Source organism: Streptomyces sp. NPDC058650 (assembly GCF_042717315.1).
Classification (GTDB): domain Bacteria; phylum Actinomycetota; class Actinomycetes; order Streptomycetales; family Streptomycetaceae; genus Streptomyces.
Genome location: NZ_JBHXRL010000004.1, coordinates 224452 through 244450, shown reverse-complemented (window position 1 = coordinate 244450; position 19999 = coordinate 224452). Strand labels below are relative to the sequence as shown.

Below are 19999 nucleotides of genomic sequence, written 5' to 3'. Positions count from 1 at the left end.
CGCCCCGTTGCCGCTTCCGTACCGGCTCCGTAGCGGCTCCGTAGCGGCTCCGTAGCGGCTCCATACCGCCTTCGTACCTCCGCCGTTCGCCGCGCCACGGTTCGTCCGGCGCGCCGGTGGGGCACTATGACGGAGTGGCAGCCGCACGGTCCCCCGCACGATCCGAAGATCATGCCGGACCGCTCAGCCGAGCGGGCCGGGCGGTCGGACGCGCCCTGCACCTGCCCTTCACCGGAACCGCGAAAGGCATCCGGAAGGCCACCCACGCCCATGGCGCGGGCGAGTCGGGCCTCGGCAAACTGATCGAGCTGCACGCCGTGAACGGCGCCGGCGACGTCATGATCACCGTCGCCCTCGCCTCCACCGTCTTCTTCTCCGTGCCCACCGACGAGGCCCGCGGCCGCGTCGCCCTCTACCTCGCCGTCACCATGGCCCCCTTCGTCCTGCTCGCCCCGGTGATCGGCCCGCTCCTGGACCGCATCCCGCACGGCAGGCGCGCGGCGATGGCGGGCGCGATGCTGACCCGCGCGGTGCTCGCGATCATGATGTCGGGCGCTGTCGCCACCGGCGGCCTGGAGCTGTACCCGGCGGCCCTGGGCGTCCTGGTCGCCTCGAAGGCGTACGGGGTGGTGCGCAGCGCGGTCGTCCCGCGCCTGCTCCCACCGAAGTTCTCCCTCGTGAAGGCGAACTCCCGGGTCACCCTCGCCGGGCTGCTCGCCACCGGGATCGCCGCGCCCGTCGGGGCGGGGCTCCAGCTGATCGGGCCCCGGTACCCGCTGTACGGGGCGTGCGCGCTGTTCCTGCTCGGGGCGTTCTGGGCGCTGCGGATGCCACCGAAGGTGGACTCGGCGAAGGGTGAACGGCGGGCGCATCTGCTGACGCACGGCGAGCGGAAGCCGAGCCTGCGGACGGTCGGCCCGTCCGTCCTGCACGGCCTGGAGGCGAACGCGGCGCAGCGCATGCTGTCGGGTTTCCTGATCTTCTTCCTGGCGTTCCTGCTGCGCGAGCATCCGCTCTCCGGGCAGAGCGCCGCCGTCTCCCTGGGGATCGTGGCCGTGGCGGCGGGCGTGGGGAACGCGTGCGGCACGGCGGTCGGCTCGCTCCTGCGCGACCGGGGCCACGGGCCCGAGGTGATCATCGCCACGATGATCAGCGTGGTGTGCGGTACGGCGATCTGCGCGGCGATCTTCTTCGGCGGCCTGATGGTCGCCGTCCTCGGCGCGGTCGCGGGCCTCACGCAGGCCCTGTCGAAGCTGTCGCTCGACGCGCTGATCCAGCGGGACGTGCCGGAGGTGGTGCGGACCTCGGCGTTCGCGCGCTCGGAGACGGCGCTGCAGATGGCGTGGGTGGTGGGCGGGGCGATCGGCATCTCGCTGCCGCTGAACGGACAGCTGGGCTTGGCCGTGGCGGCCGGGTTCCTCGCGCTGGGCGCGCTCCTCGCCGTCCGCGGCCTGCTGGCGGCGGCCCGCCGCCGCGCCGACCCCCCGGGCCCGCAGGGCCGCTCGAAGACGCGGGTGGCCTAGGAGGAGCACGGCGAGGAAGGCGTTCCGAGGTCACGGAGCGGCGGCGCGCCGTACCCCGGCGTGGCGCGGGCGCGGCGGCCCGATAGCCTTCGGCTCATGACCGTTGCGTTCTTCTCCGGCTCGCGCCGCCGGGCCGCCGTCGCCCTCGGGGCCGTCTCCGCCGGGCTCCTCGTTCTCTCCGCCTGCGACAAGCCGACTCCGATCGCGACTGTCACGGTCGGGTCCGACTCGATCCACTCCGAGGCCGCCTGCTACAACGACGGCGACGCCATCAAGGAGTCGCAGATCCAGCAGTGCCTCAACAAGAAGGCCGAGAAGTCCATCACCGTGGCGATGGACGACAAGATCCGCTTCGGGGTCGACCCCGAGATCGCGGACAACGGCTGGACGATCTTCCTCGGCGGCCAGCAGGCCGAGCCCGAGCCGTACAAGAAGACGTACCGGACCATTCCGGCCAGCGCCTTCTTCTCCAGCCAGACCGGCGAGGCCACCGACAACAGCCAGGTGACCATCGTCGAGAACACCGGCAAGAAGCTGACCGGCATCTGGCACTTCCAGCTGAAGAAGGAATCCTGATCCGCCGGTGGTCCACCGGATCCTGATCGTGACGGCCGTGGCGGCGGAGGCCGACTCCGTCGCCGCCGGCCTCGGTCACGACGTCCCGGAGACCGCCTGGGAGCCCCTGGCGCTCCCGGGGGGCCTCACCCTGCGCCGCCACGCCGACGGAGTGGATCTCCTCGTCGGCGGGGTCGGACCGGCGGCCGTGGCCGCCGCGACGGGTACGGCACTGGCGTGCGCCTCGCTGGCGGACGCCTCGCTGGCGGACGCCGCCGCCTCGTACGACCTCGTCGTCTCCGCCGGGATCGCCGGCGGATTCGCGCCCCACGCCCCGATCGGCACCGTCGTCGTCTCCGAGGCGATCATCGCCGCCGACCTCGGCGCGGAGACCCCCGACGGGTACCTCGCCGTCGAGGAGCTCGGCTTCGGACGGTCCGCGCACCCCGTACCGCATTCCCTCACCGGCCCCCTCGCCGCCGCGCTGCACGCCGGCGGCCGGCCGCACACCGTCGCGCCCGTCCTCACCGTCTCCACCGTCACCGGCACCGTCGGACGCACCGCCGAGCTGGCCGGGCGCCACCCGACGGCCGCCGCCGAGGCGATGGAGGGCTTCGGCGTCGCCGAGGCCGCCGCCGCGTACGGCGTGCCCGTCGTCGAGATCCGGGCCGTGTCGAACGCCGTCGGCCCGCGCGACCGCGCCGCCTGGCGGATCGGCGAGGCCCTGGACTCCCTCCGGCAGGCGTTCTCCCTGCTGGGCCCCGCTTTCTCCCTGTTCTCGCTGGAGGCGAAGTGAAGCTGAAGATCGCCTACTCGCCCTGCCCGAACGACACCTTCGTCTTCGACGCCTGGGCCCACGGCCGCGTCCCGGACGCCCCCCGGCTCGACGTGACCTTCGCCGACATCGACGTCACCAACGGCTGGGCGGAGGGCGGCACCGACGACCACGACGTCCTGAAGGTCTCGTACGCCGTGCTGCCCTGGATCCTCGACGAGTACGCGCTGCTGCCCTGCGGCGGCGCCCTCGGCCGGGGCTGCGGCCCGCTCGTCCTGACCCTCCCCCACTCGGGCACGGCGGCGGACCTCGCGGGGAAGACGGTCGCGGTGCCGAGCGAGCGCTCGACCGCGTACCTCCTCTTCCGGCTGTGGGCGGCCGAGACCGTGCCGGGAGGCGTCGGGAACGTCGTCGTCATGCCGTTCCACGAGATCATGCCCGCCGTCCGCGACGGCAAGGTCGACGCGGGGCTCGTCATCCACGAGGCCCGCTTCACGTACCAGAACTACGGCCTGCACTGCCTCGCCGACATGGGCGAGCACTGGGAGGCCACGACCGGGCTCCCGATCCCGCTCGGCGCGATCGTCGCCCGCCGCTCCCTGGGCGAGGAGACGCTGCGGCTGCTCGCCGAGTCGGCCCGTACGTCCGTGCGGATGGCCTGGGACGACCCGGCGGTCTCCCGGCCGTACGTCCTGGAGCACGCGCAGGAGATGGACCCGAAGGTGGCCGACCAGCACATCGGCCTCTACGTCAACGAGTTCACGGCCGACCTGGGCGAACACGGCTACGCGGCGGTCCGCGGGCTGCTCACCCGCGCCGCGGCCGAGGGACTCGTACCGCCCCTCGGCCCCGACGCGCTGGCGTTCCCGTAGTTCCGGGTCCCCGGGTCCTACACGTCGAGCTGGTCGGCGACCGCCCGCAGCAGGCCGGCGATCTTCTTGCCCTGGGCCTTCTCCGGGTAGCGGCCGCGCTCCAGCGCCGGCGTGATGTTCTCCAGGAGCGTCGTCAGGTCCTGGACGATGGACGCCAGTTCGTCGGGCTTACGGCGCTGCGCGGCGGCGACGGACGGCGTCGGGTCGAGGATCGCCACGGAGAGCGCCTGGTCGCCGCGCTGACCTGCGACGACCCCGAACTCGACCCGCTGGCCGGGCTTCAGCGCGTCGACTCCGGCAGGGAGCACCGACGAGTGCACGAAGACGTCGCCGCCGTCGTCGCGGGAGAGAAAGCCGAAGCCCTTCTCGCTGTTGAACCATTTGACCTTGCCGGTAGGCAAAGCACGCACCCCATTCCACCAGTCAGCCGAACCACTGTCGTCGCGGATCAGGCCGTCTAGCGTTTGCTCGTGCCTGCCGTCGTTCGAAGCCTCCCCAGCTCTGTACCCCCCGTCAAGCAGCTCCACCCCTCCCGGCCGCTAGTCCTGGCCGGGATCGATCGCAGCTCGCCGGGGCGAGAAGGCACGGACATCACAGCACACGTACGGGGCTCCTCGAGAGCGGATTACCCCTGGACGTACGACAAACCCCCCTCCCGTAGTGAATACGGGAGGGGGGTTTGTCAGGTCGGGCTGCACCGGCCGGCGGGCAGCAGCCCCCGGCCACTGTGATCACCTACGGAGCCGTCCCCGTCTCTCGCACCGTTTGCGCTCCGCCGTGCGCTCCCGTGCGCTCCCGCTCATAGGCGTCCAGGCGGCCTCGCAGCGTCATGGGCAGCTCTGTCGACCCGTAGGTCTCGGTCAGGGCCTCGCGCACGTCAGGGTCTTCGAGGAGACGCGGGGACGCCCAGTGCCGGGGGACGTTCCATCCGCACCAGATCCAGTCCGCCGGTTCCGGCATCACGAGCTTCTGCTCCGCCGCGATCCTTCCGATCTCACCGAGGTCGAGCACGGCCCCGGAGCGGTTGCCGCGGGCCATGTCCGGCCAGCAGTCGCGCCAGACCCACATGGTCACCTTGTACTCCGAGGCCGCCTGAACGGAGACAGTCCGCCGGACACATCCGTGTCCTCGGCCTCGCCGACGAGGATGCCCGCCACGTGGGGTGCGTTGACGTAGTGCTCGATTCCCCGCCGCTGCCGCGCGATGGCGGTCGACTCGTCGGAGTCGGACGACAGCCGCAAGTACGCCAGGTAGCGCAGATCGGATTTCATGAACATCACGGTGCATACGTGCCTAGGCGAACCGCCAGGACGTACAGGTAGGCACGTTTGTTCTCATCCTCGAGGGTCGGCGGCAGGACGGCGCCGGATTGTCCGTCCCGCCCGGGAACTACCCTGGCCGGATGCGTACTGAAATCCCCGCCGTACCGGTGAACGACAGTGCTCCGGGTGACGGTCTCGTCAAGGTCGGTGTCGTCCTCTTCGCCGTCGGTGCGGTGGCGACGCTGGTCACGGTGGCTCCGTTGTTCCTGGGGACCGACCCGTTCCCCACCGTCGCGTACACCGTCTCCATGCTCATGGGCGTCGGATTCGCCGTCGCCGCCGCCGGGGTGCTGCGGTCGATCGCGGCCCAGCGGCGGCAGGCCCGGGAGGGTGTGACCGCGCCCGCTCAGGCGCGGTAGGCCTCCAGCCAGGGGCGGAAGTCCGTCAGGTCCGTGAGGACCACGTCCGCGCCGGCCGCGCGCAGCTCCTCGGGGGCGCAGGGGCCGGTCGCGACGGCCACCGCGAGGGCGCCCGCCGTGGCGGCGCCCCGGACGTCGCCGACGTGGTCGCCGACGTACACCTGGGCGTCGTGGGCGCGCAGGGCCTCGGCCTTGCCCTCGGCCCAGAGGCCGCCGACGACGGCGTCCGGCTCGATCCCGAGGTGCGCGAGGTGCAGCTCGGCGTGCGGGCCGTTCTTGGCGGTGACGACGATCGTGCGGCCGCCCGCGTCGCGCACGGCCTGGATCGCGTCCCGGGCGCCCGGCATCGGGGGCGAGGGCTCGATCGCGTACGCCGGGTAGAGCGCGCGGTAGCGCACCACCATCTCCGCGACCCGCTCCTCGGGGAACCAGTACGCCATCTCGTGTTCGAGGGGCGGGCCGAGGCGGGTGACGACCAGGTCGGCGTCGATCGTCGCGCCGGTCTCGGCGGCGAAGGCCTCGAAGGCGGCCTTGATGCCGGGGCGGCTGTCGACCAGCGTCAGGTCGAGGTCGAAGCCGACGGTGAAGGGGGGAGCAGGGGCGGGCGCGGGTGTTTCGGCGGGCGTCATGGGCCAATTCTGCGGGACCTCGGGCACCGGCGTTCGAATAATCGGTGCTGTTTACACTGAGGCGAGCCTTACCGAACCTCGCCTCGCCACCTCGCCACCTCGCACTTCCGCCGATGGGTCCCCATGCCAGCCGCTTTCCCCTCCAGACGGGTCCTCGCGACCTCGGCGGCTGTCGTCGCCCTGCTGCTCGCCGTCCTCCTGAGCCTCGCCGTGGGCGCGCGCGCCATCGCCCCCTCGACCGTCTTCGACGCCCTGCTGCACGGCGGGACGAGTGACGACGCCGAGGTCGTACGGCAGCTCCGCGTCCCCCGTACCCTCATCGGGCTGATGGTCGGCACCGCGCTCGCCCTCGCGGGCACCGCGCTCCAGGGCATCACCCGCAACCCGATCGCCGACCCCGGCATCCTCGGCATCAGCCAGGGGTCATCGGTGGCCGTGGTCCTCGCCATCGCCTTCTTCGGGGTGCACAGCCTCGGCGGGTACGTGTGGTTCGCCTTCGTCGGCGCCGCGCTCGCCTCGGTCGCCGTCTACGCCATCGCCTCCGGCGGCCGCGGCGGGGCCACCCCCGTGAAGCTGGCGCTCGGCGGGGCCGCGATCAACGCCCTGCTGCTCTCCGTCACCACCGGCGTCCTCACGACCAAGGCCTCGGCGCTCGACGAGTTCCGGTTCTGGCAGATCGGCTCCCTCGACGGCCGCGACGCCGAGATCGTCGGCCAGATCTGGCCCTTCCTGCTGCTCGGCACGGTCCTCGTGCTGTCCGTGGCCCGCGGTCTCGACGCGCTCGCGCTCGGCGACGACGTCGCCAAGGGGCTCGGGCAGCGGGTCGCGACCGTACGGATCGTCGGCGGGCTCGGCGCGACCGTCCTGACCGGCGCCGCCGTGGCCGCCGCCGGGCCCGTCGCCTTCGTCGGCCTCGCCGTACCGCACATCGCGCGGGCGGTCGTCGGCTCCGACCACCGCTGGGTCCTGCCGATGGCCGCGCTCATCGGGCCGGTGATGCTGCTCGTCGCGGACGTCGCCGGGCGGGTCGTCTTCCCGCCGGGCGAGATCCCCGCCGGGGTGATGACCGCGTTGATCGGGGTGCCGTTCCTGATCACGCTCGTGCGGCGGAAGGCGGTGCCGGCATGAGCAGCACCGTGGTGCGGCCCGCCGGGTACGGGCTCGTGCGCGCCGGGCGGGGGTCGTTCCTGGTCCACCGGCGTTCGGCCCTCGTCACTGGCTGCCTTCTCCTGCTCCTGGCCGCCGCCTCCGTCGCGTACCTCTGCGTCGGCGAGCGGTTCGTCGGCCCCTCGGAGGTCGTACGGATCCTCCTCGGGCAGCCGTCGCCGTCCGCGTTCGTCGTGGAGGAGCTGCGCGAGCCGCGGCTCGTCGTCGCCCTCGCCGTCGGCGCGGCCTTCGGGATCGGCGGCGCGCTCATCCAGACGGTGGCCCGCAATCCGCTCGCCAGCCCCGACATCATCGGCATCAGCCAGGGCGCGGGGGCCGTCACGGTCGCCGCGATGACCTTCGGCCTCACCTCGTACACCGTGCTGCCGTACGTCTCGATCGCGGGCGGCATCCTCGCCGCCGCGCTCGTGTACGTGTTCGCCTGGCGCGGCGGGCTGCACGCGACCCGCTTCGTCCTCATCGGCATCGGCATCGCGATCGCGCTGCGGTCCCTCATCACCCTCTTCATGACGAAGGGCGACTACCTCGTCGCCCAGCAGGCCCAGGTCTGGATGACCGGCTCCCTCAACGGCCGCGGCTGGGACGAGTCCGGGCCGATCCGGTGGACGCTGCTCCTGATGCTGCCCGCCGTGCTGTGGGCCGCCCGCGCGCAGCGGACGGTCTCCCTCGACGACGACACGGCGACCGCCCTCGGTGTACGGCTCGGCCGGGTCCGCCTCGGGCTCGTCGCCGTCGGGGTCGTCCTCGCCTCCGTGGCGACGGGCGTCGCGGGACCGGTCGACTTCGTGGCGCTGCTGGCCCCGCAGATCGCCCGCCGCATGACGCGGACCGCGCAGATCCCGCTGCTCTGCTCCGCGCTCGCGGGCGCGGTGATCGTGGTCGTCGCCGACCTGCTGGCCCGGCGGCTCCTCTCCCCCGTCGAACTGCCCGTGGGCGTCCTCACGGCGGCGGTCGGCGCCCCGTACCTGATCTGGCTCATCGTCCGGAGCCGAACGGAAGGCAAGGCATGACGAGCATGGGTACGGGTGTGGGCACGGGTGCGGGCACGGGTGCGGGCACGGGTGCGGGTGCGGGTGCGGGAGTGGGTGTGGGTGTGGGTACGGGCACGCGTGCGGGCACGGGCAGTGGTGCCGGTGCTCGTACGGGTCGGCTGGCCGCGCGCCGTCTGACGCTCGCCTACGAGGACCGCACCGTCGTGCACGAGCTGGACCTCGCGATCCCCGACGGCAAGGTCACGGTGATCGTCGGCCCCAACGCCTGCGGCAAGTCGACCACCCTCCGGGCGCTCGGGCGGCTCCTCAAGCCGGCCGGCGGCGCCGTCCTCCTCGACGGCGAAGAGCTGGCCAAGCTTCCCACGAAGCGGATCGCCCGCTCCATCGGACTGCTGCCGCAGACGCCCGTCGCACCCGAGGCGATCACCGTCGCCGACCTCGTCTCCCGGGGCCGCCAGCCGCACCAGGCCTGGTGGAAGCAGTGGTCGGAGGAGGACGAGCGGGCCGTCACCGACGCCATGGAGCGCACGGACGTCGCGGCGCTCGCCGACCGGTCCGTCGACGCGCTCTCGGGCGGCCAGCGGCAGCGGGTGTGGATCGCGATGGCCCTCGCCCAGGAGACCGACCTGCTCCTCCTCGACGAGCCCACCACCTACCTGGACATCTCCCACCAGGTGGAGGTCCTCGACCTGGTGCGCCGCCTCAACCGGCTGCGCGGCCGGACCGTCGTCCTCGTCCTGCACGACCTCAACCAGGCCGCCCGGTACGCCGACCACCTCGTCGCCATGAAGGCCGGCCGGGTGGTCGCGGAGGGCCCGCCGGAGGAGGTCGTCACCGCGGAGCTCGTACGGGACGTCTTCGGCCTGGAGTCGGTCGTCGTGCCGGACCCGGTGACGGGCTCGCCGCTGGTGGTGCCGGGCGCGCCGTGGCGTACGGACGACGACGACGCCGTCTGAGAGCTCAGTGCCTGCGGGAGCGCCAGAGCAGGAACAGCGCCGAGGCGATCGCCGCGCCCCGCAGGACCCAGGGCCAGGTCTCGGCGATCGCCGCGCTCATCGCGGGGCCGCCGGGGGCCACGGCCTCGCCCCAGCGGCCCTCGACGCGGCCCCACAGCCAGACGATGCCGGTCGCCGCGGCGAGGCCGGGGATGACGAGGACGGCGCCCTTGACCTCGCCGGGGGTCAGGCGGCGGGAGGCGTACGCGAGGAGCCAGCCGGCGGCGAGCGCGACGAGCGAGCCGAAGACGGCGCCGCCGATCAGGAGCAGCGCGGCGAGCAGGACGAAGGGGTTCGCGAGGCGGGGGCGGGCGGGGGCCGGGGCGGCCTCCGGCTCTTCGACGGCCTCCTCCGGCTCCGGTGCGGGGGCGGTCTTCCGCCGCAGGACGACGCGGGCGAGACGGCGCCACCGGCCAGGGGCGTCCTCCTCGTCCTCGAACTCCTCGTCGTCGGTCTCGGGGGCCGGGGGCTCGAAGAGGTCCGGCCGTTCGATGCCGCCGACGAAGCCCGGGAGCCCTTCGGTGACGTCGATGTCGGTGGCGTGGGTGGCGTCGGTACGCCACCAGTCCGGGTCCAGATCGCCGTCGCGGACGCCGTCTCGGACGCCGTCTCGGACGCCATCGCGGACGCCGTCGCGGGGCGGGGGGACCGAGGCGGGCGACGGGGACGGCTTGGCGGTGGGCTTCGCGGAGGATTTGGCGATCGGCTTCGCGGAGGGTCCGGCGATCGGCTTCGCGGACTTCGCGGGCTTCGCCTTCGCGGATCGCGGGGACGGTACCGCCGCCCCGCCCGGCCTGGCCGTACCGGCGGCCCCGCCCGGCCCGCCCTGCCCCGGCCCGCCCGGCCCCGGCCCGTCCTCCGCCCGTTCCACGACCTCGTCGGGCGTACCCAGCGCGCCGAGGATCCCCCGTACCGCCGCCGCGCTCTCCTCGCCGTGCGTGGCGCGCCGCCGGTCGATCTCGTTCCGCAGCGTCGACACCAGCCGTGCCCGGTCGCTCGGCGGCAGCTGCCGCTGCTGTGCCAGATCGCCGACCCTGCTCAGATAGTCGTAGACCAACTGGTCGCTCTCGATCCCCACAGTGCCCCTCCACAGCCGGTTCGCCCGGTACGCCCCGACGTTAGCGCGCGGGCAGGGGCTAACGTGGTGCGGATGGGGATCGGTGAGCTCGACCGGGAGGCGCACGTGGCCGAAGCATCTGGTGCCGCGGCGCCGCGCACGCTCGCGGAAGCGCTGCGCGCGCGGGGCGACGACGGCCTGGCCGCGCTGCTGCGCGCCCGGCCCGACCTCCTGGGCCCCGTGCCGAACGACCTGACCCAGCTGGCGACCCGTGCCGGTACGCGCGGTTCCGTGATCCGGGCGATCGAGCGGCTCGACCGGTTCTCCCTCCAGACGGCCGAGGCGCTCGCCGTGGCCCCGGACCCGACGCCGTACCCCGTGCTCCTCGCGCTGGTCGCCGGCGACGAGGGCGACCCGGAGATCGAGGCGGCGCTGCCCGCCGCGGTCGCGCTGCTGCGCGAGCAGGCGCTCGTGTGGGGCGAGGACGATCGGCTGCGGCTCGTACGGACCGCGCGGGAGCTGCTCGCGCCGTCGGCGCAGCATCCGTCGCCGACGGGGCTCGGGCCGACGGTCGCCGAGGCCACGTCCGGGATGTCGCCCGGCCGGGTGCAGGAGATCATCGCGGCGGCCGGTCTGACGTCGACGCACGACCCGGTGTCGGCGGTGGCCGTGCTGACGGAGCTGTTCACCGACCGGACGCGGATGGGCGAGCTGCTCGACACGGCGCCGCCGGAGGCGCTCGCCGTCCTGGACCGGCTGGTGTGGGGTCCGCCGTACGGGGAGGTCACGGCGAACCCGGCGCCTCCCGTGCGCTGGCTGCGCGACCGGGGGCTGCTGCTGCCGGTGTCGCCGCGGACGATGGTGCTGCCGCGGGAGGTGGCGCTGCATCTGCGGGGCGGGCGGGCGCACCGGGCGCCGGAGCCGCTGCCGCCGGAGCCGGTGGTGGGGCGCGACTACCGTCCACAGGTTGTGGACAGCGCCGCCGCCGGGCAGGCGTACGCGGCGATCGCGACGATCGAGGAGCTGCTGAAGTCCTGGGACCGGGGCGGCCCGCCGGTCCTGCGCGCGGGCGGACTCGCCGTACGGGACCTCAAGCGGATCGCCGCGACCCTGGACGTCTCCGAGCAGATCGCCTGCTTCTGGCTGGAGCTCGGTTACGCGGCGGGGCTGCTCGCCTCGGACGGCGCGGCCGACGAGCGGTACGCGCCGACGCCCGCCTACGACGACTGGCTGGACCTGCCGCCCGCCGAGCGGTGGGCGCGGCTCGTCACGCCGTGGCTGACCGCGACCCGTACGTCCGGTCTGGTCGGCGGCCAGGACGCGAAGGGCCGCACCCTCTCGGCGCTCGGCCCCGACCTGGACCGCTCGTCCGCCCCCGAGGTCCGCCACCGGGTCCTGTTCCTGCTCGCGACGCTCCCGCCGGGCGCGGCGGCCGACCCGGAGTCGGTCCTCGCCCGGCTGCGCTGGGAGCGGCCCCTGCGGGGCGCCGAGGGCTCGGCCTCCGCGGGCGCCGCCACCGTGCGGTCCCGGATCGCGCGCTGGACCCTGGAGGAGGCCGAGCTGCTCGGGCTCACCGGGCGCGGCGCCCTGTCCGGTCCCGCCCGCGCGCTCCTCAACCTGCCTCTCGCCGAGGCCGCGTCCCCCGCGGAGCCGGGCGGCGGGGTGGAGCCGGCGGTGGCCGCGGCGCGGGCGGCGACGCTGCTTGCCCCGCTGCTCCCCGAGGCCGTCGACCACGTCCTCCTCCAGGCCGACCTGACGGCCGTGGCGCCGGGCCCGCTGCGGCGGCCGCTCGCCGACGCGCTGGGTGTCCTCGCGGACGTGGAATCGAAGGGTGGCGCGACGGTCTACCGGTTCACGCCGGGCTCCGTGCGGCGCGCCCTCGACTCGGGCCAGACGGCGACCGACCTCCACGAGTTCCTCGCGAAGCACTCGACGACGCCCGTCCCCCAGCCGCTCGCCTATCTCGTGGACGACGTCGCGAGACGCCACGGCCACCTCAAGGTCGGTGCGGCGTCGGCGTACGTGCGCTGCGACGACGACACGGTCCTCGGCGAGATCCTGGCCGACCGGCGGTCCGCGCCGCTGGGGCTGCGCCGCATCGCCCCGACGGTGCTGGCGGCGCAGACGGACCCGGTGTCGCTGCTCGACGGGTTGCGGTCGATGGGGTACGCCCCGGCGGCGGAGTCGGCGGAGGGCGACGTCCTGATCGCCCGCGCCGACGCGTACCGCACCCCTGCCCGTACGGCCCCGGTCCCCGTCCCCGACGGCCCGCCGTCCCCGGACGGCACCCTCCTCGCGGCAGCGGTCAGGGCGATCCGGGCCGGCGACCGGGCGGCGACGGCGGTCCGCAAGGAACCCTCGACCCCGACGACCGCCGGCGCCCTCCCCCGCACGTCGGCGGCCGAGACCCTGGCCACGGTCCAGGCGGCCGCGATGACCGGCTCGGCGGTCTGGATCGGCTACGTCAACGCGGAGGGCGCGGCGAGCCAGCGGGTCATCGCCCCGGTCCGCGTGGAGGGCGGCTACGTGACGGGTTACGACCACACGGCCGACGAGGTCCGCACGTACCCCCTGCACCGGATCACGGGCGTCGCGGAACTGGCGGACGACCAGGTGTGACGTCGGCATCGCGCCGACCGCCGCGTATCAGGCAGACTGGAGGATTGGCCGCCGTCATCGGGAGCGGCCCGGGAAGGACTGATCGCGCGTGAATGGGCCTCTCATCGTCCAAAGCGACAAGACGCTGCTCCTGGAGGTCGACCACGAGCTCGCCGAGACGTGCCGGCGGGCCATCGCGCCGTTCGCGGAGCTGGAGCGGGCGCCCGAGCACATCCACACGTACCGGCTGACGCCGCTCGGGCTGTGGAACGCGCGGGCCGCCGGGCACGACGCCGAGCAGGTGGTCGACGCGCTCGTCGAGTACTCCCGCTATCCCGTGCCGCACGCGCTGCTCGTCGACATCGCCGAGACCATGGACCGGTACGGGCGGCTCACGCTCTCCAAGCACCCCACCCACGGGCTCGTGCTGACCAGTACCGACCGGCCCGTCCTGGAGGAGATCCTCCGGTCGAGGAAGGTGCAGCCGCTGGTCGGGGCGCGGATCGACGACGACACCGTCGCCGTGCATCCCTCCGAGCGCGGGCAGATCAAGCAGACGCTGCTGAAGCTGGGCTGGCCTGCCGAGGACCTCGCCGGGTACGTCGACGGGGAGGCCCACCCGATCGAGCTCGCCGAGGACGGCTGGAGCCTGCGGCCGTACCAGCGGCAGGCCGTCGACGGCTTCTGGCACGGCGGTTCCGGGGTCGTCGTGCTGCCGTGTGGTGCGGGGAAGACGCTGGTCGGGGCCGGGGCGATGGCGGAGGCCAAGGCGACGACGCTGATCCTGGTGACCAACACCGTCTCCGCTCGGCAGTGGAAGAGCGAGCTCGTGAAGCGGACCTCGCTCACCGAGGACGAGATCGGCGAGTACAGCGGGACGAAGAAGGAGATCCGGCCCGTCACCATCGCCACCTACCAGGTCCTCACGACCAAGCGGAAGGGCATCTACCCGCACCTGGAGCTCTTCGACTCCCGGGACTGGGGCCTCGTCGTCTACGACGAGGTGCACCTGCTGCCCGCGCCCGTCTTCAAGTTCACCGCCGATCTCCAGGCGCGGCGGCGGCTCGGGCTGACCGCGACGCTGGTCCGGGAGGACGGGCGCGAGTCGGACGTGTTCTCGCTCATCGGACCCAAGCGGTTCGACGCGCCGTGGAAGGAGATCGAGGCGCAGGGCTACATCGCGCCCGCCGACTGCGTCGAGGTCCGGGTCAATCTGACCGACTCCGAGCGGCTCGCCTACGCGACGGCCGAGCCGGAGGAGAAGTACCGCTTCTGTGCGACGACGGCGACGAAGCGGAAGGTGACCGAGGCCCTGGTGAAGAAGTTCGAGGGGCAGCAGATCCTCGTCATCGGGCAGTACATCGACCAGCTCGACGAGCTCGGTGAGCATCTGAACGCACCGGTCATCAAGGGCGAGACGTCGAACGCGCAGCGGGAGAAGCTCTTCGACGCGTTCCGTACGGGCGAGATCAGCGTGCTCGTGGTGTCGAAGGTCGCGAACTTCTCGATCGACCTGCCCGAGGCGACGGTCGCGATCCAGGTGTCGGGCACCTTCGGCTCCCGGCAGGAGGAGGCGCAGCGGCTGGGCCGGGTCCTGCGGCCGAAGGCCGACGGGCACCAGGCGCACTTCTACTCGGTGGTCGCGCGGGACACGATCGACCAGGACTTCGCGGCGCACCGGCAGCGGTTCCTGGCGGAGCAGGGGTACGCGTACCGGATCGTCGACGCGGACGAGCTGCTCGCTCCGTAGGGGGTGTGCGGGCTCAGTCCATCAGCGCGAGGAACGGGCCCGCTATCGCCAGGCAGTACTGGGCGATGACGAGTCCCCGGCGGGGCACGATCAGGGCCCCCACGCCCGCTATGGCTCCGGCGGCCAGCGCCCAGAAGCCGGCCGCGATGAACATGCCGCCGACGCCGTCGCCCTCGATGGCGTCGCCGAGGGTGATCATGAAGGTGGCCACCAGGCAGGCCAGGAGGAGCAGCAGGCCGCAGCCCGCTGTGAGGCGGAGGGTCAGGGGGGTCGGGCCGGTGGTGTCCGTGGTCGTGGTGGTCGTCGTCTCCATGTCCTGATCACATCAGGTCCGGCAGGACGGCGGCCAGGCGTTCGCGTACTCAGTCGGGGCCGGGTGCGTACTCAGGGCGCGGGTTCCTGACGCCGGCCTCGGGCGGGCCGTAGTCGCCCAGGAGGACGACACCGGCCGCCGCGCCGCCGAAGGCGCGTATCGCGCGGAACGCGGTGCCGAGCGGGCGGGTGCGTGGTCGGGGTCGGGGTCGGGGTCGGGGTCGGGGGACGGTGGTCACGAGGGTGAAGGTCGTCGCGGTCATGTCTCCATGATGGAATCCGGACATTCCGAACACATCGGCCTGGGGGTGGAACCTGGGTCCCCCTCATGGCGGACCCCGACCCTTACGGAAATGGGGGCTTCCGGTGGAGTGAAAACGATTCGCCCCGCCCAGCCCGCCGGAGTTACACTCGCCAGCTTCCCCGCCTCCCTCCGTGGAGAGCCGCCGCCCGGCCGGAAACCGGCGGCCACCTCGTCGTGTCCGCGTATCCACCTGCTCGGAGGCTTCACCGTGTCCGTTTCCGACCCCGCGTCCGTTTCCGACCCCGCGTCCGGTTCCGAACCCGATTCCGGTTCCGGCCCCGTGTCCGTGTCCGACCCCGCGCTCGATCCGCTCTCGCGCGAGCGCGCCCATCTGACCTCCTCCCGCGCCGCCCTCCGCGCGATGCGCGAGGACGTCGAGGCGCTGGACATCAAGGACGTCACCGCGAACTGGGTCAACTCCCTGGTCCTCGGGCGCCAGATCGAGGACCGGATCAAGGCCCTCGCGGACCTCGCGGACACCCCGCTGTTCTTCGGTCGGCTCGACTACCTGCACACCACGCAGGAGGGGCAGCGCTTCTACATCGGGCGGCGGCACGTCCACGACGCCGACGGCGACCCGATGGTGATCGACTGGCGTGCGCCGGTGTCGCAGCCGTACTACCAGGCGTCGAAGAAGGACCCGCAGGACGTGGGGCTGCGGCGGCGCTTCGGGTACACGGCCGGCGACCTCACCGCGTACGAGGACGAACACCTCTCCGACCCGGCCGAGCTGGAGACCACGAGCCGGCTGCTCCAGACCGAGATCGAGCGGCCCCGCGTCGGCCCCATGCGGGACATCGTGGCGACGATCCAGCCGGAGCAGGACGGGATCGTCCGCTCCGACCTGTCGGGGACGGTGTGCGTACAGGGAGGCCCGGGCACCGGGAAGACGGCCGTGGGCCTGCACCGTGTCGCGTACCTCCTCTACGCGCACCGGGAGCGGCTCGCCCGCACCGGCACCCTGGTCATCGGCCCGAACCGCTCCTTCCTCCACTACATCGAGCAAGTCCTCCCGGCTCTAGGCGAGTTGGAGGTCCAGCAGGCGACCGTCGACGATCTCGTGGCGCACGTCGAGGTACGGGGGACGGACGAGGCGGCGACGGCGGTCGTCAAGGGCGACGCCCGGATGGCGGAGGTGCTGCGGCGCGCGGTCCGTGCGCACGTCTCGCTGCCGAAGGAGCCCCTGATGGTGGTGCGCGGTTCGCGGCGGTGGCGGGTGCCGGCGCACGAAATCGAGCAGATGGTACGGGAGTTGCTGGACCGGGACATCCGGTACGGGGCGGCCCGCGAGGCGCTTCCGCAGCGGATCGCGCACGCCGTCCTGGTGCGGATGGAGGAAGCCGGCGAGGCGCCGGACGACCGGGTGCAGAACGCGGTCGCGCGGAACCCCGCCGTGAAGGCCGTCGTGAAGGAGTGCTGGCCGCCGGTGGAGCCCGCGAAGCTGGTGCTGCGGCTGCTCGGTGACGCCGACTTCCTGGCGGAGCACGCGGAGGGGCTGCTCACCGAGGACGAGCAGAAGCTGCTGCTCTGGGCGAAGCCGGCGCGGAGCGTCAAGTCGGCGAAGTGGTCTGCGGCGGACGCGGTGCTGATCGACGAGACGAGGGACCTGGTCGAGCGGACGCACTCGCTCGGGCACGTGGTCCTCGACGAGGCGCAGGACCTGTCGCCGATGCAGTACCGGGCGGTGGGGCGCCGGTGCACGACCGGTTCGGCGACGGTCCTGGGCGACCTGGCGCAGGGGACGACGCCGTGGGCGACGGAGAGCTGGGCGCAGGCGCTCGGGCACCTGGGCAAGCCGGAGGCGGTCGTGGAGGAGCTGACGGCCGGCTTCCGCGTACCGCGCGAGGTCATCGCGTACGCCTCGCGGCTGCTTCCGCACATGTCGCCGGGGCTCGCGGCGGTGGAGTCGGTCCGGGAGAACCCCGGCTCGCTGGCGGTCCGGCACACGGCGGACCCGGAGGACCTGGACGCCGCCGTCGTCGCCGCCTGCGTCGAGTCCCTGGCCCACGAGGGCTCGATCGGCCTGATCGCCGCCGACGCGCGGATCGCGCCGCTGGCGGAGGCGCTGACGGCGGCCGGCCTCGCGTACCTGTCCCCCGGCGAGGAGACGACGGCCGAGTCCCGGCTGACCCTGGTCCCGGCCTCGCTCGCGAAGGGCCTGGAGTACGACTACGTGGTCCTGGACGAACCGGCGGCGGTCGTCGACGGCGAACCGGACGAGCGGACGGGCCTGCGGCGGCTGTACGTGGCGCTGACCCGTGCCGTCTCGGGGCTGACGATCCTTCACTCGGCGCCGCTTCCCGAGCAGTTGGGCGAGCTGTGACGGCGATCGGGGCCCTGCACCACGTCGAGCTGTGGGTGGGCGACCTGGAGAGCGCCGCGGCGAGCTTCGGCTGGCTCCTCGGCGCCCTCGGATACGCGCCCTTCCAGCGCTGGGAGGGCGGCCGCAGCTGGGCGCTCGGCGCCTGCTACCTCGTCGTCGAGCAGTCCCCGGCCCGCACGGGGGACGCCCACGACCGGCGCCGTCCGGGCCTGAATCACCTCGCCTTCCACGCGGGCGATCGGGCCGCCGTCGACCGGCTCGCCGCCGAGGCGCCGTCCCGCGGCTGGCGGCTGATGTTCGCCGACCGCCATCCGTACGCGGGCGGCGAGGGTCACTACGCGGCCTACCTGGAGAACGCCGACGGGTTCGAGGTCGAACTGGTGGCGGCTGCCTAGGGGTTGGCGGGTCTGGCGGGTCTGGCGGTCCGCAGGCGGAAGGGCATGCCGTGCCGGGCGTACGGGCGCCGGAGTTCGATCCCGACGATCAGCGTGTTCGGCGGCGGCGCCGCCGAAGGGCAGCAGGACGGGAGCGTCCCCCGCCCAGCTGGTCGTCGCGCAGCCGCTCGCCGAGGCGGCGCGCACCAGGGGCGTACGGGGTCACGGATCACGCGTCACGGATCACGCGTCACGGGTCACGGATCACGGGTCACGCGTCACGGGTCAGGCGGTGAATTCGGGCAAGGCCTCCGACCAGGTCCGGTGGGCGACGGCGGCCAGGACCGGGTTCGTGACGCGGTAGTAGGCCTCGGTCACCAGGCCCCAGCACAGGGCCCAGCCCCGGCCGCGTGCCCAGGTGGCGTCGTCGACCCGGGCGGCCTCGCGGAAGAGGGGGCGGGTCTCGGCGGTGAGGAGCGTCCAGGCGGGCATCGTGTCGCAGGCCGGGTCGCCGACGCCCAGGCCACCGAAGTCGATGACGGCGCTGAGGCGGCCGTCGCGTCCGAGGAGGTTGCCGGGGAGCAGGTCGCCGTGGATCCAGACGGGTGCGCCCTGCCACTGCGGGAGCCGGAGCACCGATTCCCACGCCGCTGTCGCGAGCTCCGCGTCGACCGTGCCGTCGGCGCCGAGGGCGCGGATCGCGCCCGGCATGTTGCCGTCCTCCCAGGCGGTGACGGGGCCGCCCCGGAAGGAGGCCGGTCCGCCGGTCGCGTCGACCGCGCGGAGGGCGGCACCGAAGCGGCCCAGCTCGACGGCGGCGTGGGCGAGGTCGGTGAGCGGTGCGTCGAAGGCGTCGGCTCCGTCGAGCCAGCGGTAGACGGACCAGGGCAGCGGGAACTCCGCGCCGCCCTCGGCCCGGCCCACCGGGAAGGGGACGTCCAGCGGCAGGTGCGGGGCGAGGAGCGGCAGCCAGCGCTGCTCCTTCTCGACGTGGCGGGCCGCGTACGGGACGCGGGGCAGCCTGACGACGAGGTCGTCGCCGAGCCGGAACATCGCGTTGTCCGTCCCGGCCGAGTCCACCGCCCGCACCGGCAGTCCGGCCCATGCGGGGAACCGGCCGGCGACGAGTCGCTCGACGAGTTCGGTGTCGATGTCGAGCTCGTCCGCGTGCATCTTGGTGGTGGCTGCCATGGCGGGGAGACTACCGAGCCCACCTCGCCCCTGACCACGCGATTTCCGTGCGGGGCGGGGGCGTTGCCGGGGCGGGCGGGGCTGAGCGGGCGCTGCCGGGGCGGGCGCGGGCCGGGGGGCGCGGCCCAGCGGGCGCGGGCCGGGGGGTGGACCCGGCCCCGCGCACGCCTCGTTACGCGTCGACGGCCTCGCGCCAGGCACGTACCGCGTCCGCCGAGACGGGGGCGGCCCAGCCCTGGGGGCGGGCGGCGCCGCCGATGTGGAAGGCGTCGAGGCCGGCCGCGCGCAGCTCGGGGAGGTGGTCGAGGCGCAGGCCGCCGCCGACGAGGATCCGGGCCTCGTAGCCCGGTTCGCCCGAGCGGGCGGCCTCGGCCTTGAGGGTGGCGAGGCCGTCGTCGACGCCGGTGGCGGAGCCCGCCGTGAGGTAGGTGTCGAGGCCCGGCAGGTCGGCGAGCCGCTTGCGCAGCCCGTCGCGGTCGGCCGCGCGGTCGATGGCCCGGTGGAAGGTCCAGCGGGCGCCGTCGAGGACGGCGATGAGCCGTTCGACGGCGACGAGGTCCGGTTCGCCGTCGGAGGTGAGGAAGCCGAGGACGAACTCGTCGGCGCCGGCCTCGCGGAGCTCGGTGGCGCGGGCCACGAGGGCGTCGATGCCCTGGGGGCCGCCGGCCGAGAATCCGTCGGTGAGCCGGAGCATCACGCGCAGCGGGATGTCGACGGCGGCGCGGATGGCGGCGAAGCCGGCCCGGGACGGGGTGAGCCCGTCCGCCGCCATGTCGGTGACGAGTTCGAGCCGGTCGGCACCACCGGTCTGGGCAGCGACCGCGTCTTCCTCGTCGAGGGCGATCACCTCAAGGACAGCACGGTTGCTCATCGAGCCCATTCCTCCATGAATGACGGCTAC

At 73.7% G+C, this 19999-nt stretch carries 21 protein-coding genes; 12 read left to right on the top strand and 9 right to left on the bottom strand.

What is annotated here, in order from left to right; translation table 11 throughout:
* The first annotated feature begins 134 nt into the window (after window positions 1-134).
* The 4 genes from ACFWWU_RS09350 (at window position 135) to ACFWWU_RS09335 (ending at window position 3725) form a co-directional block, all read left to right on the top strand.
* Entirely contained in the window at window positions 135-1523 is a 1389-nt protein-coding gene (locus tag ACFWWU_RS09350) for an MFS transporter (protein WP_384141341.1), read from the top strand.
* A gap of 96 nt (window positions 1524-1619) precedes the next feature.
* Window positions 1620-2099 (top strand): DUF2771 domain-containing protein, encoded by a 480-nt coding sequence (locus ACFWWU_RS09345; RefSeq protein WP_384141338.1) that lies wholly within the window; start codon window positions 1620-1622, stop codon window positions 2097-2099.
* Window positions 2100-2106: 7 nt separating this feature from the next.
* Window positions 2107-2874, top strand: coding sequence for a futalosine hydrolase (locus ACFWWU_RS09340; protein WP_384141335.1), 768 nt, complete (start codon window positions 2107-2109; stop codon window positions 2872-2874).
* Window positions 2871-3725: a 1,4-dihydroxy-6-naphthoate synthase gene (locus ACFWWU_RS09335; protein ID WP_384141332.1), complete on the top strand. Its 855-nt coding sequence runs from the start codon at window positions 2871-2873 to the stop codon at window positions 3723-3725. Before ACFWWU_RS09340 ends, ACFWWU_RS09335 begins: the two co-directional genes overlap by 4 nt.
* 17 nt (window positions 3726-3742) lie before the next feature.
* Here ACFWWU_RS09335 and ACFWWU_RS09330 read toward each other — a convergent pair whose 3' ends face one another.
* From ACFWWU_RS09330 to ACFWWU_RS09320, 3 genes are all read right to left on the bottom strand, one after another.
* Complete coding sequence (locus ACFWWU_RS09330; RefSeq protein WP_024759928.1) at window positions 3743-4126, bottom strand: cold-shock protein; 384 nt, start codon at window positions 4124-4126, stop codon at window positions 3743-3745.
* A gap of 334 nt (window positions 4127-4460) precedes the next feature.
* Window positions 4461-4799, bottom strand: coding sequence for a hypothetical protein (locus ACFWWU_RS09325; protein WP_384141330.1), 339 nt, complete (start codon window positions 4797-4799; stop codon window positions 4461-4463).
* The gene (locus tag ACFWWU_RS09320; protein ID WP_384141327.1) at window positions 4796-4996 is read right to left on the bottom strand and encodes a hypothetical protein; all 201 of its coding nucleotides are present in this window, start codon (window positions 4994-4996) and stop codon (window positions 4796-4798) included. Before ACFWWU_RS09320 ends, ACFWWU_RS09325 begins: the two co-directional genes overlap by 4 nt.
* 131 nt (window positions 4997-5127) lie before the next feature.
* On the opposite strand from ACFWWU_RS09320, the gene ACFWWU_RS09315 reads away from it, so the two are divergent.
* Window positions 5128-5406, top strand: coding sequence for a hypothetical protein (locus tag ACFWWU_RS09315; protein ID WP_384141324.1), 279 nt, complete (start codon window positions 5128-5130; stop codon window positions 5404-5406).
* On the opposite strand, the gene ACFWWU_RS09310 is transcribed toward ACFWWU_RS09315, so the two are convergent.
* Window positions 5394-6035, bottom strand: coding sequence for an HAD family hydrolase (locus ACFWWU_RS09310; protein WP_384141321.1), 642 nt, complete (start codon window positions 6033-6035; stop codon window positions 5394-5396). The two genes, ACFWWU_RS09315 and ACFWWU_RS09310, sit on opposite strands and share 13 nt — an antisense overlap.
* A gap of 123 nt (window positions 6036-6158) precedes the next feature.
* Here ACFWWU_RS09310 and ACFWWU_RS09305 point away from each other — a divergent pair, with 123 nt between their 5' ends.
* From ACFWWU_RS09305 to ACFWWU_RS09295, 3 genes are read left to right on the top strand one after another with little or no spacing between them, the layout of a single operon-like run.
* Window positions 6159-7163: a FecCD family ABC transporter permease gene (locus ACFWWU_RS09305; RefSeq protein ID WP_384141317.1), complete on the top strand. Its 1005-nt coding sequence runs from the start codon at window positions 6159-6161 to the stop codon at window positions 7161-7163.
* Window positions 7160-8212, top strand: coding sequence for a FecCD family ABC transporter permease (locus ACFWWU_RS09300; RefSeq protein WP_384141315.1), 1053 nt, complete (start codon window positions 7160-7162; stop codon window positions 8210-8212). Before ACFWWU_RS09305 ends, ACFWWU_RS09300 begins: the two co-directional genes overlap by 4 nt.
* Entirely contained in the window at window positions 8209-9150 is a 942-nt protein-coding gene (locus ACFWWU_RS09295) for an ABC transporter ATP-binding protein (RefSeq protein WP_384141311.1), read from the top strand. Before ACFWWU_RS09300 ends, ACFWWU_RS09295 begins: the two co-directional genes overlap by 4 nt.
* Before the next feature lie 4 nt (window positions 9151-9154).
* On the opposite strand, the gene ACFWWU_RS09290 is transcribed toward ACFWWU_RS09295, so the two are convergent.
* On the bottom strand, window positions 9155-10267 hold the full coding sequence (locus ACFWWU_RS09290; RefSeq protein WP_384141308.1) for a hypothetical protein: 1113 nt from the start codon (window positions 10265-10267) through the stop codon (window positions 9155-9157).
* 72 nt (window positions 10268-10339) lie between these two features.
* On the opposite strand from ACFWWU_RS09290, the gene ACFWWU_RS09285 reads away from it, so the two are divergent.
* Both ACFWWU_RS09285 and ACFWWU_RS09280 read left to right on the top strand, forming a co-directional pair.
* On the top strand, window positions 10340-12865 hold the full coding sequence (locus tag ACFWWU_RS09285; protein WP_384141305.1) for a helicase-associated domain-containing protein: 2526 nt from the start codon (window positions 10340-10342) through the stop codon (window positions 12863-12865).
* Between the two features lie 88 nt (window positions 12866-12953).
* A complete protein-coding gene (locus ACFWWU_RS09280; RefSeq protein ID WP_384141302.1) occupies window positions 12954-14594 on the top strand; it encodes a DNA repair helicase XPB in 1641 nt (546 codons plus the stop codon).
* A 13-nt stretch (window positions 14595-14607) separates the two neighbouring features.
* Here the strand turns inward: ACFWWU_RS09280 and ACFWWU_RS09275 are convergent, their stop codons facing one another.
* Window positions 14608-14907 (bottom strand): hypothetical protein, encoded by a 300-nt coding sequence (locus tag ACFWWU_RS09275; protein WP_384141299.1) that lies wholly within the window; start codon window positions 14905-14907, stop codon window positions 14608-14610.
* 49 nt (window positions 14908-14956) lie between these two features.
* A complete protein-coding gene (locus ACFWWU_RS09270; protein ID WP_384141296.1) occupies window positions 14957-15169 on the bottom strand; it encodes a hypothetical protein in 213 nt (70 codons plus the stop codon).
* Window positions 15170-15490: 321 nt separating this feature from the next.
* Here ACFWWU_RS09270 and ACFWWU_RS09265 point away from each other — a divergent pair, with 321 nt between their 5' ends.
* Together ACFWWU_RS09265 and ACFWWU_RS09260 are read left to right on the top strand one after the other, a co-directional pair.
* Entirely contained in the window at window positions 15491-17533 is a 2043-nt protein-coding gene (locus tag ACFWWU_RS09265) for a HelD family protein (protein ID WP_384141293.1), read from the top strand.
* Window positions 17530-17928, top strand: coding sequence for a VOC family protein (locus tag ACFWWU_RS09260; protein ID WP_384141289.1), 399 nt, complete (start codon window positions 17530-17532; stop codon window positions 17926-17928). Before ACFWWU_RS09265 ends, ACFWWU_RS09260 begins: the two co-directional genes overlap by 4 nt.
* Window positions 17929-18192: 264 nt before the next feature.
* Here the strand turns inward: ACFWWU_RS09260 and ACFWWU_RS09255 are convergent, their stop codons facing one another.
* Window positions 18193-19098, bottom strand: a complete 906-nt coding sequence (locus ACFWWU_RS09255) for an aminoglycoside phosphotransferase family protein (RefSeq protein ID WP_384141286.1) — start codon at window positions 19096-19098, stop codon at window positions 18193-18195.
* A 172-nt stretch (window positions 19099-19270) separates the two neighbouring features.
* Complete coding sequence (locus ACFWWU_RS09250) at window positions 19271-19969, bottom strand: copper homeostasis protein CutC (RefSeq protein WP_384141283.1); 699 nt, start codon at window positions 19967-19969, stop codon at window positions 19271-19273.
* Window positions 19970-19999: the final 30 nt, after the last annotated feature.

Coding starts and splice junctions, on each gene's coding strand:
- ACFWWU_RS09345 (WP_384141338.1), top strand. CDS start 1,620: ATGACCGTTGCGTTCTTCTCCGGCTCGCGCCGCCGGGCCGCCGTCGCC.
- ACFWWU_RS09320 (WP_384141327.1), bottom strand. CDS start 4,996: ATGAAATCCGATCTGCGCTACCTGGCGTACTTGCGGCTGTCGTCCGAC.
- ACFWWU_RS09315 (WP_384141324.1), top strand. CDS start 5,128: ATGCGTACTGAAATCCCCGCCGTACCGGTGAACGACAGTGCTCCGGGT.
- ACFWWU_RS09310 (WP_384141321.1), bottom strand. CDS start 6,035: ATGACGCCCGCCGAAACACCCGCGCCCGCCCCTGCTCCCCCCTTCACC.
- ACFWWU_RS09305 (WP_384141317.1), top strand. CDS start 6,159: ATGCCAGCCGCTTTCCCCTCCAGACGGGTCCTCGCGACCTCGGCGGCT.
- ACFWWU_RS09300 (WP_384141315.1), top strand. CDS start 7,160: ATGAGCAGCACCGTGGTGCGGCCCGCCGGGTACGGGCTCGTGCGCGCC.
- ACFWWU_RS09295 (WP_384141311.1), top strand. CDS start 8,209: ATGACGAGCATGGGTACGGGTGTGGGCACGGGTGCGGGCACGGGTGCG.
- ACFWWU_RS09285 (WP_384141305.1), top strand. CDS start 10,340: ATGGGGATCGGTGAGCTCGACCGGGAGGCGCACGTGGCCGAAGCATCT.
- ACFWWU_RS09275 (WP_384141299.1), bottom strand. CDS start 14,907: ATGGAGACGACGACCACCACGACCACGGACACCACCGGCCCGACCCCC.
- ACFWWU_RS09270 (WP_384141296.1), bottom strand. CDS start 15,169: ATGACCGCGACGACCTTCACCCTCGTGACCACCGTCCCCCGACCCCGA.
- ACFWWU_RS09255 (WP_384141286.1), bottom strand. CDS start 19,098: ATGGCAGCCACCACCAAGATGCACGCGGACGAGCTCGACATCGACACC.
- ACFWWU_RS09250 (WP_384141283.1), bottom strand. CDS start 19,969: ATGAGCAACCGTGCTGTCCTTGAGGTGATCGCCCTCGACGAGGAAGAC.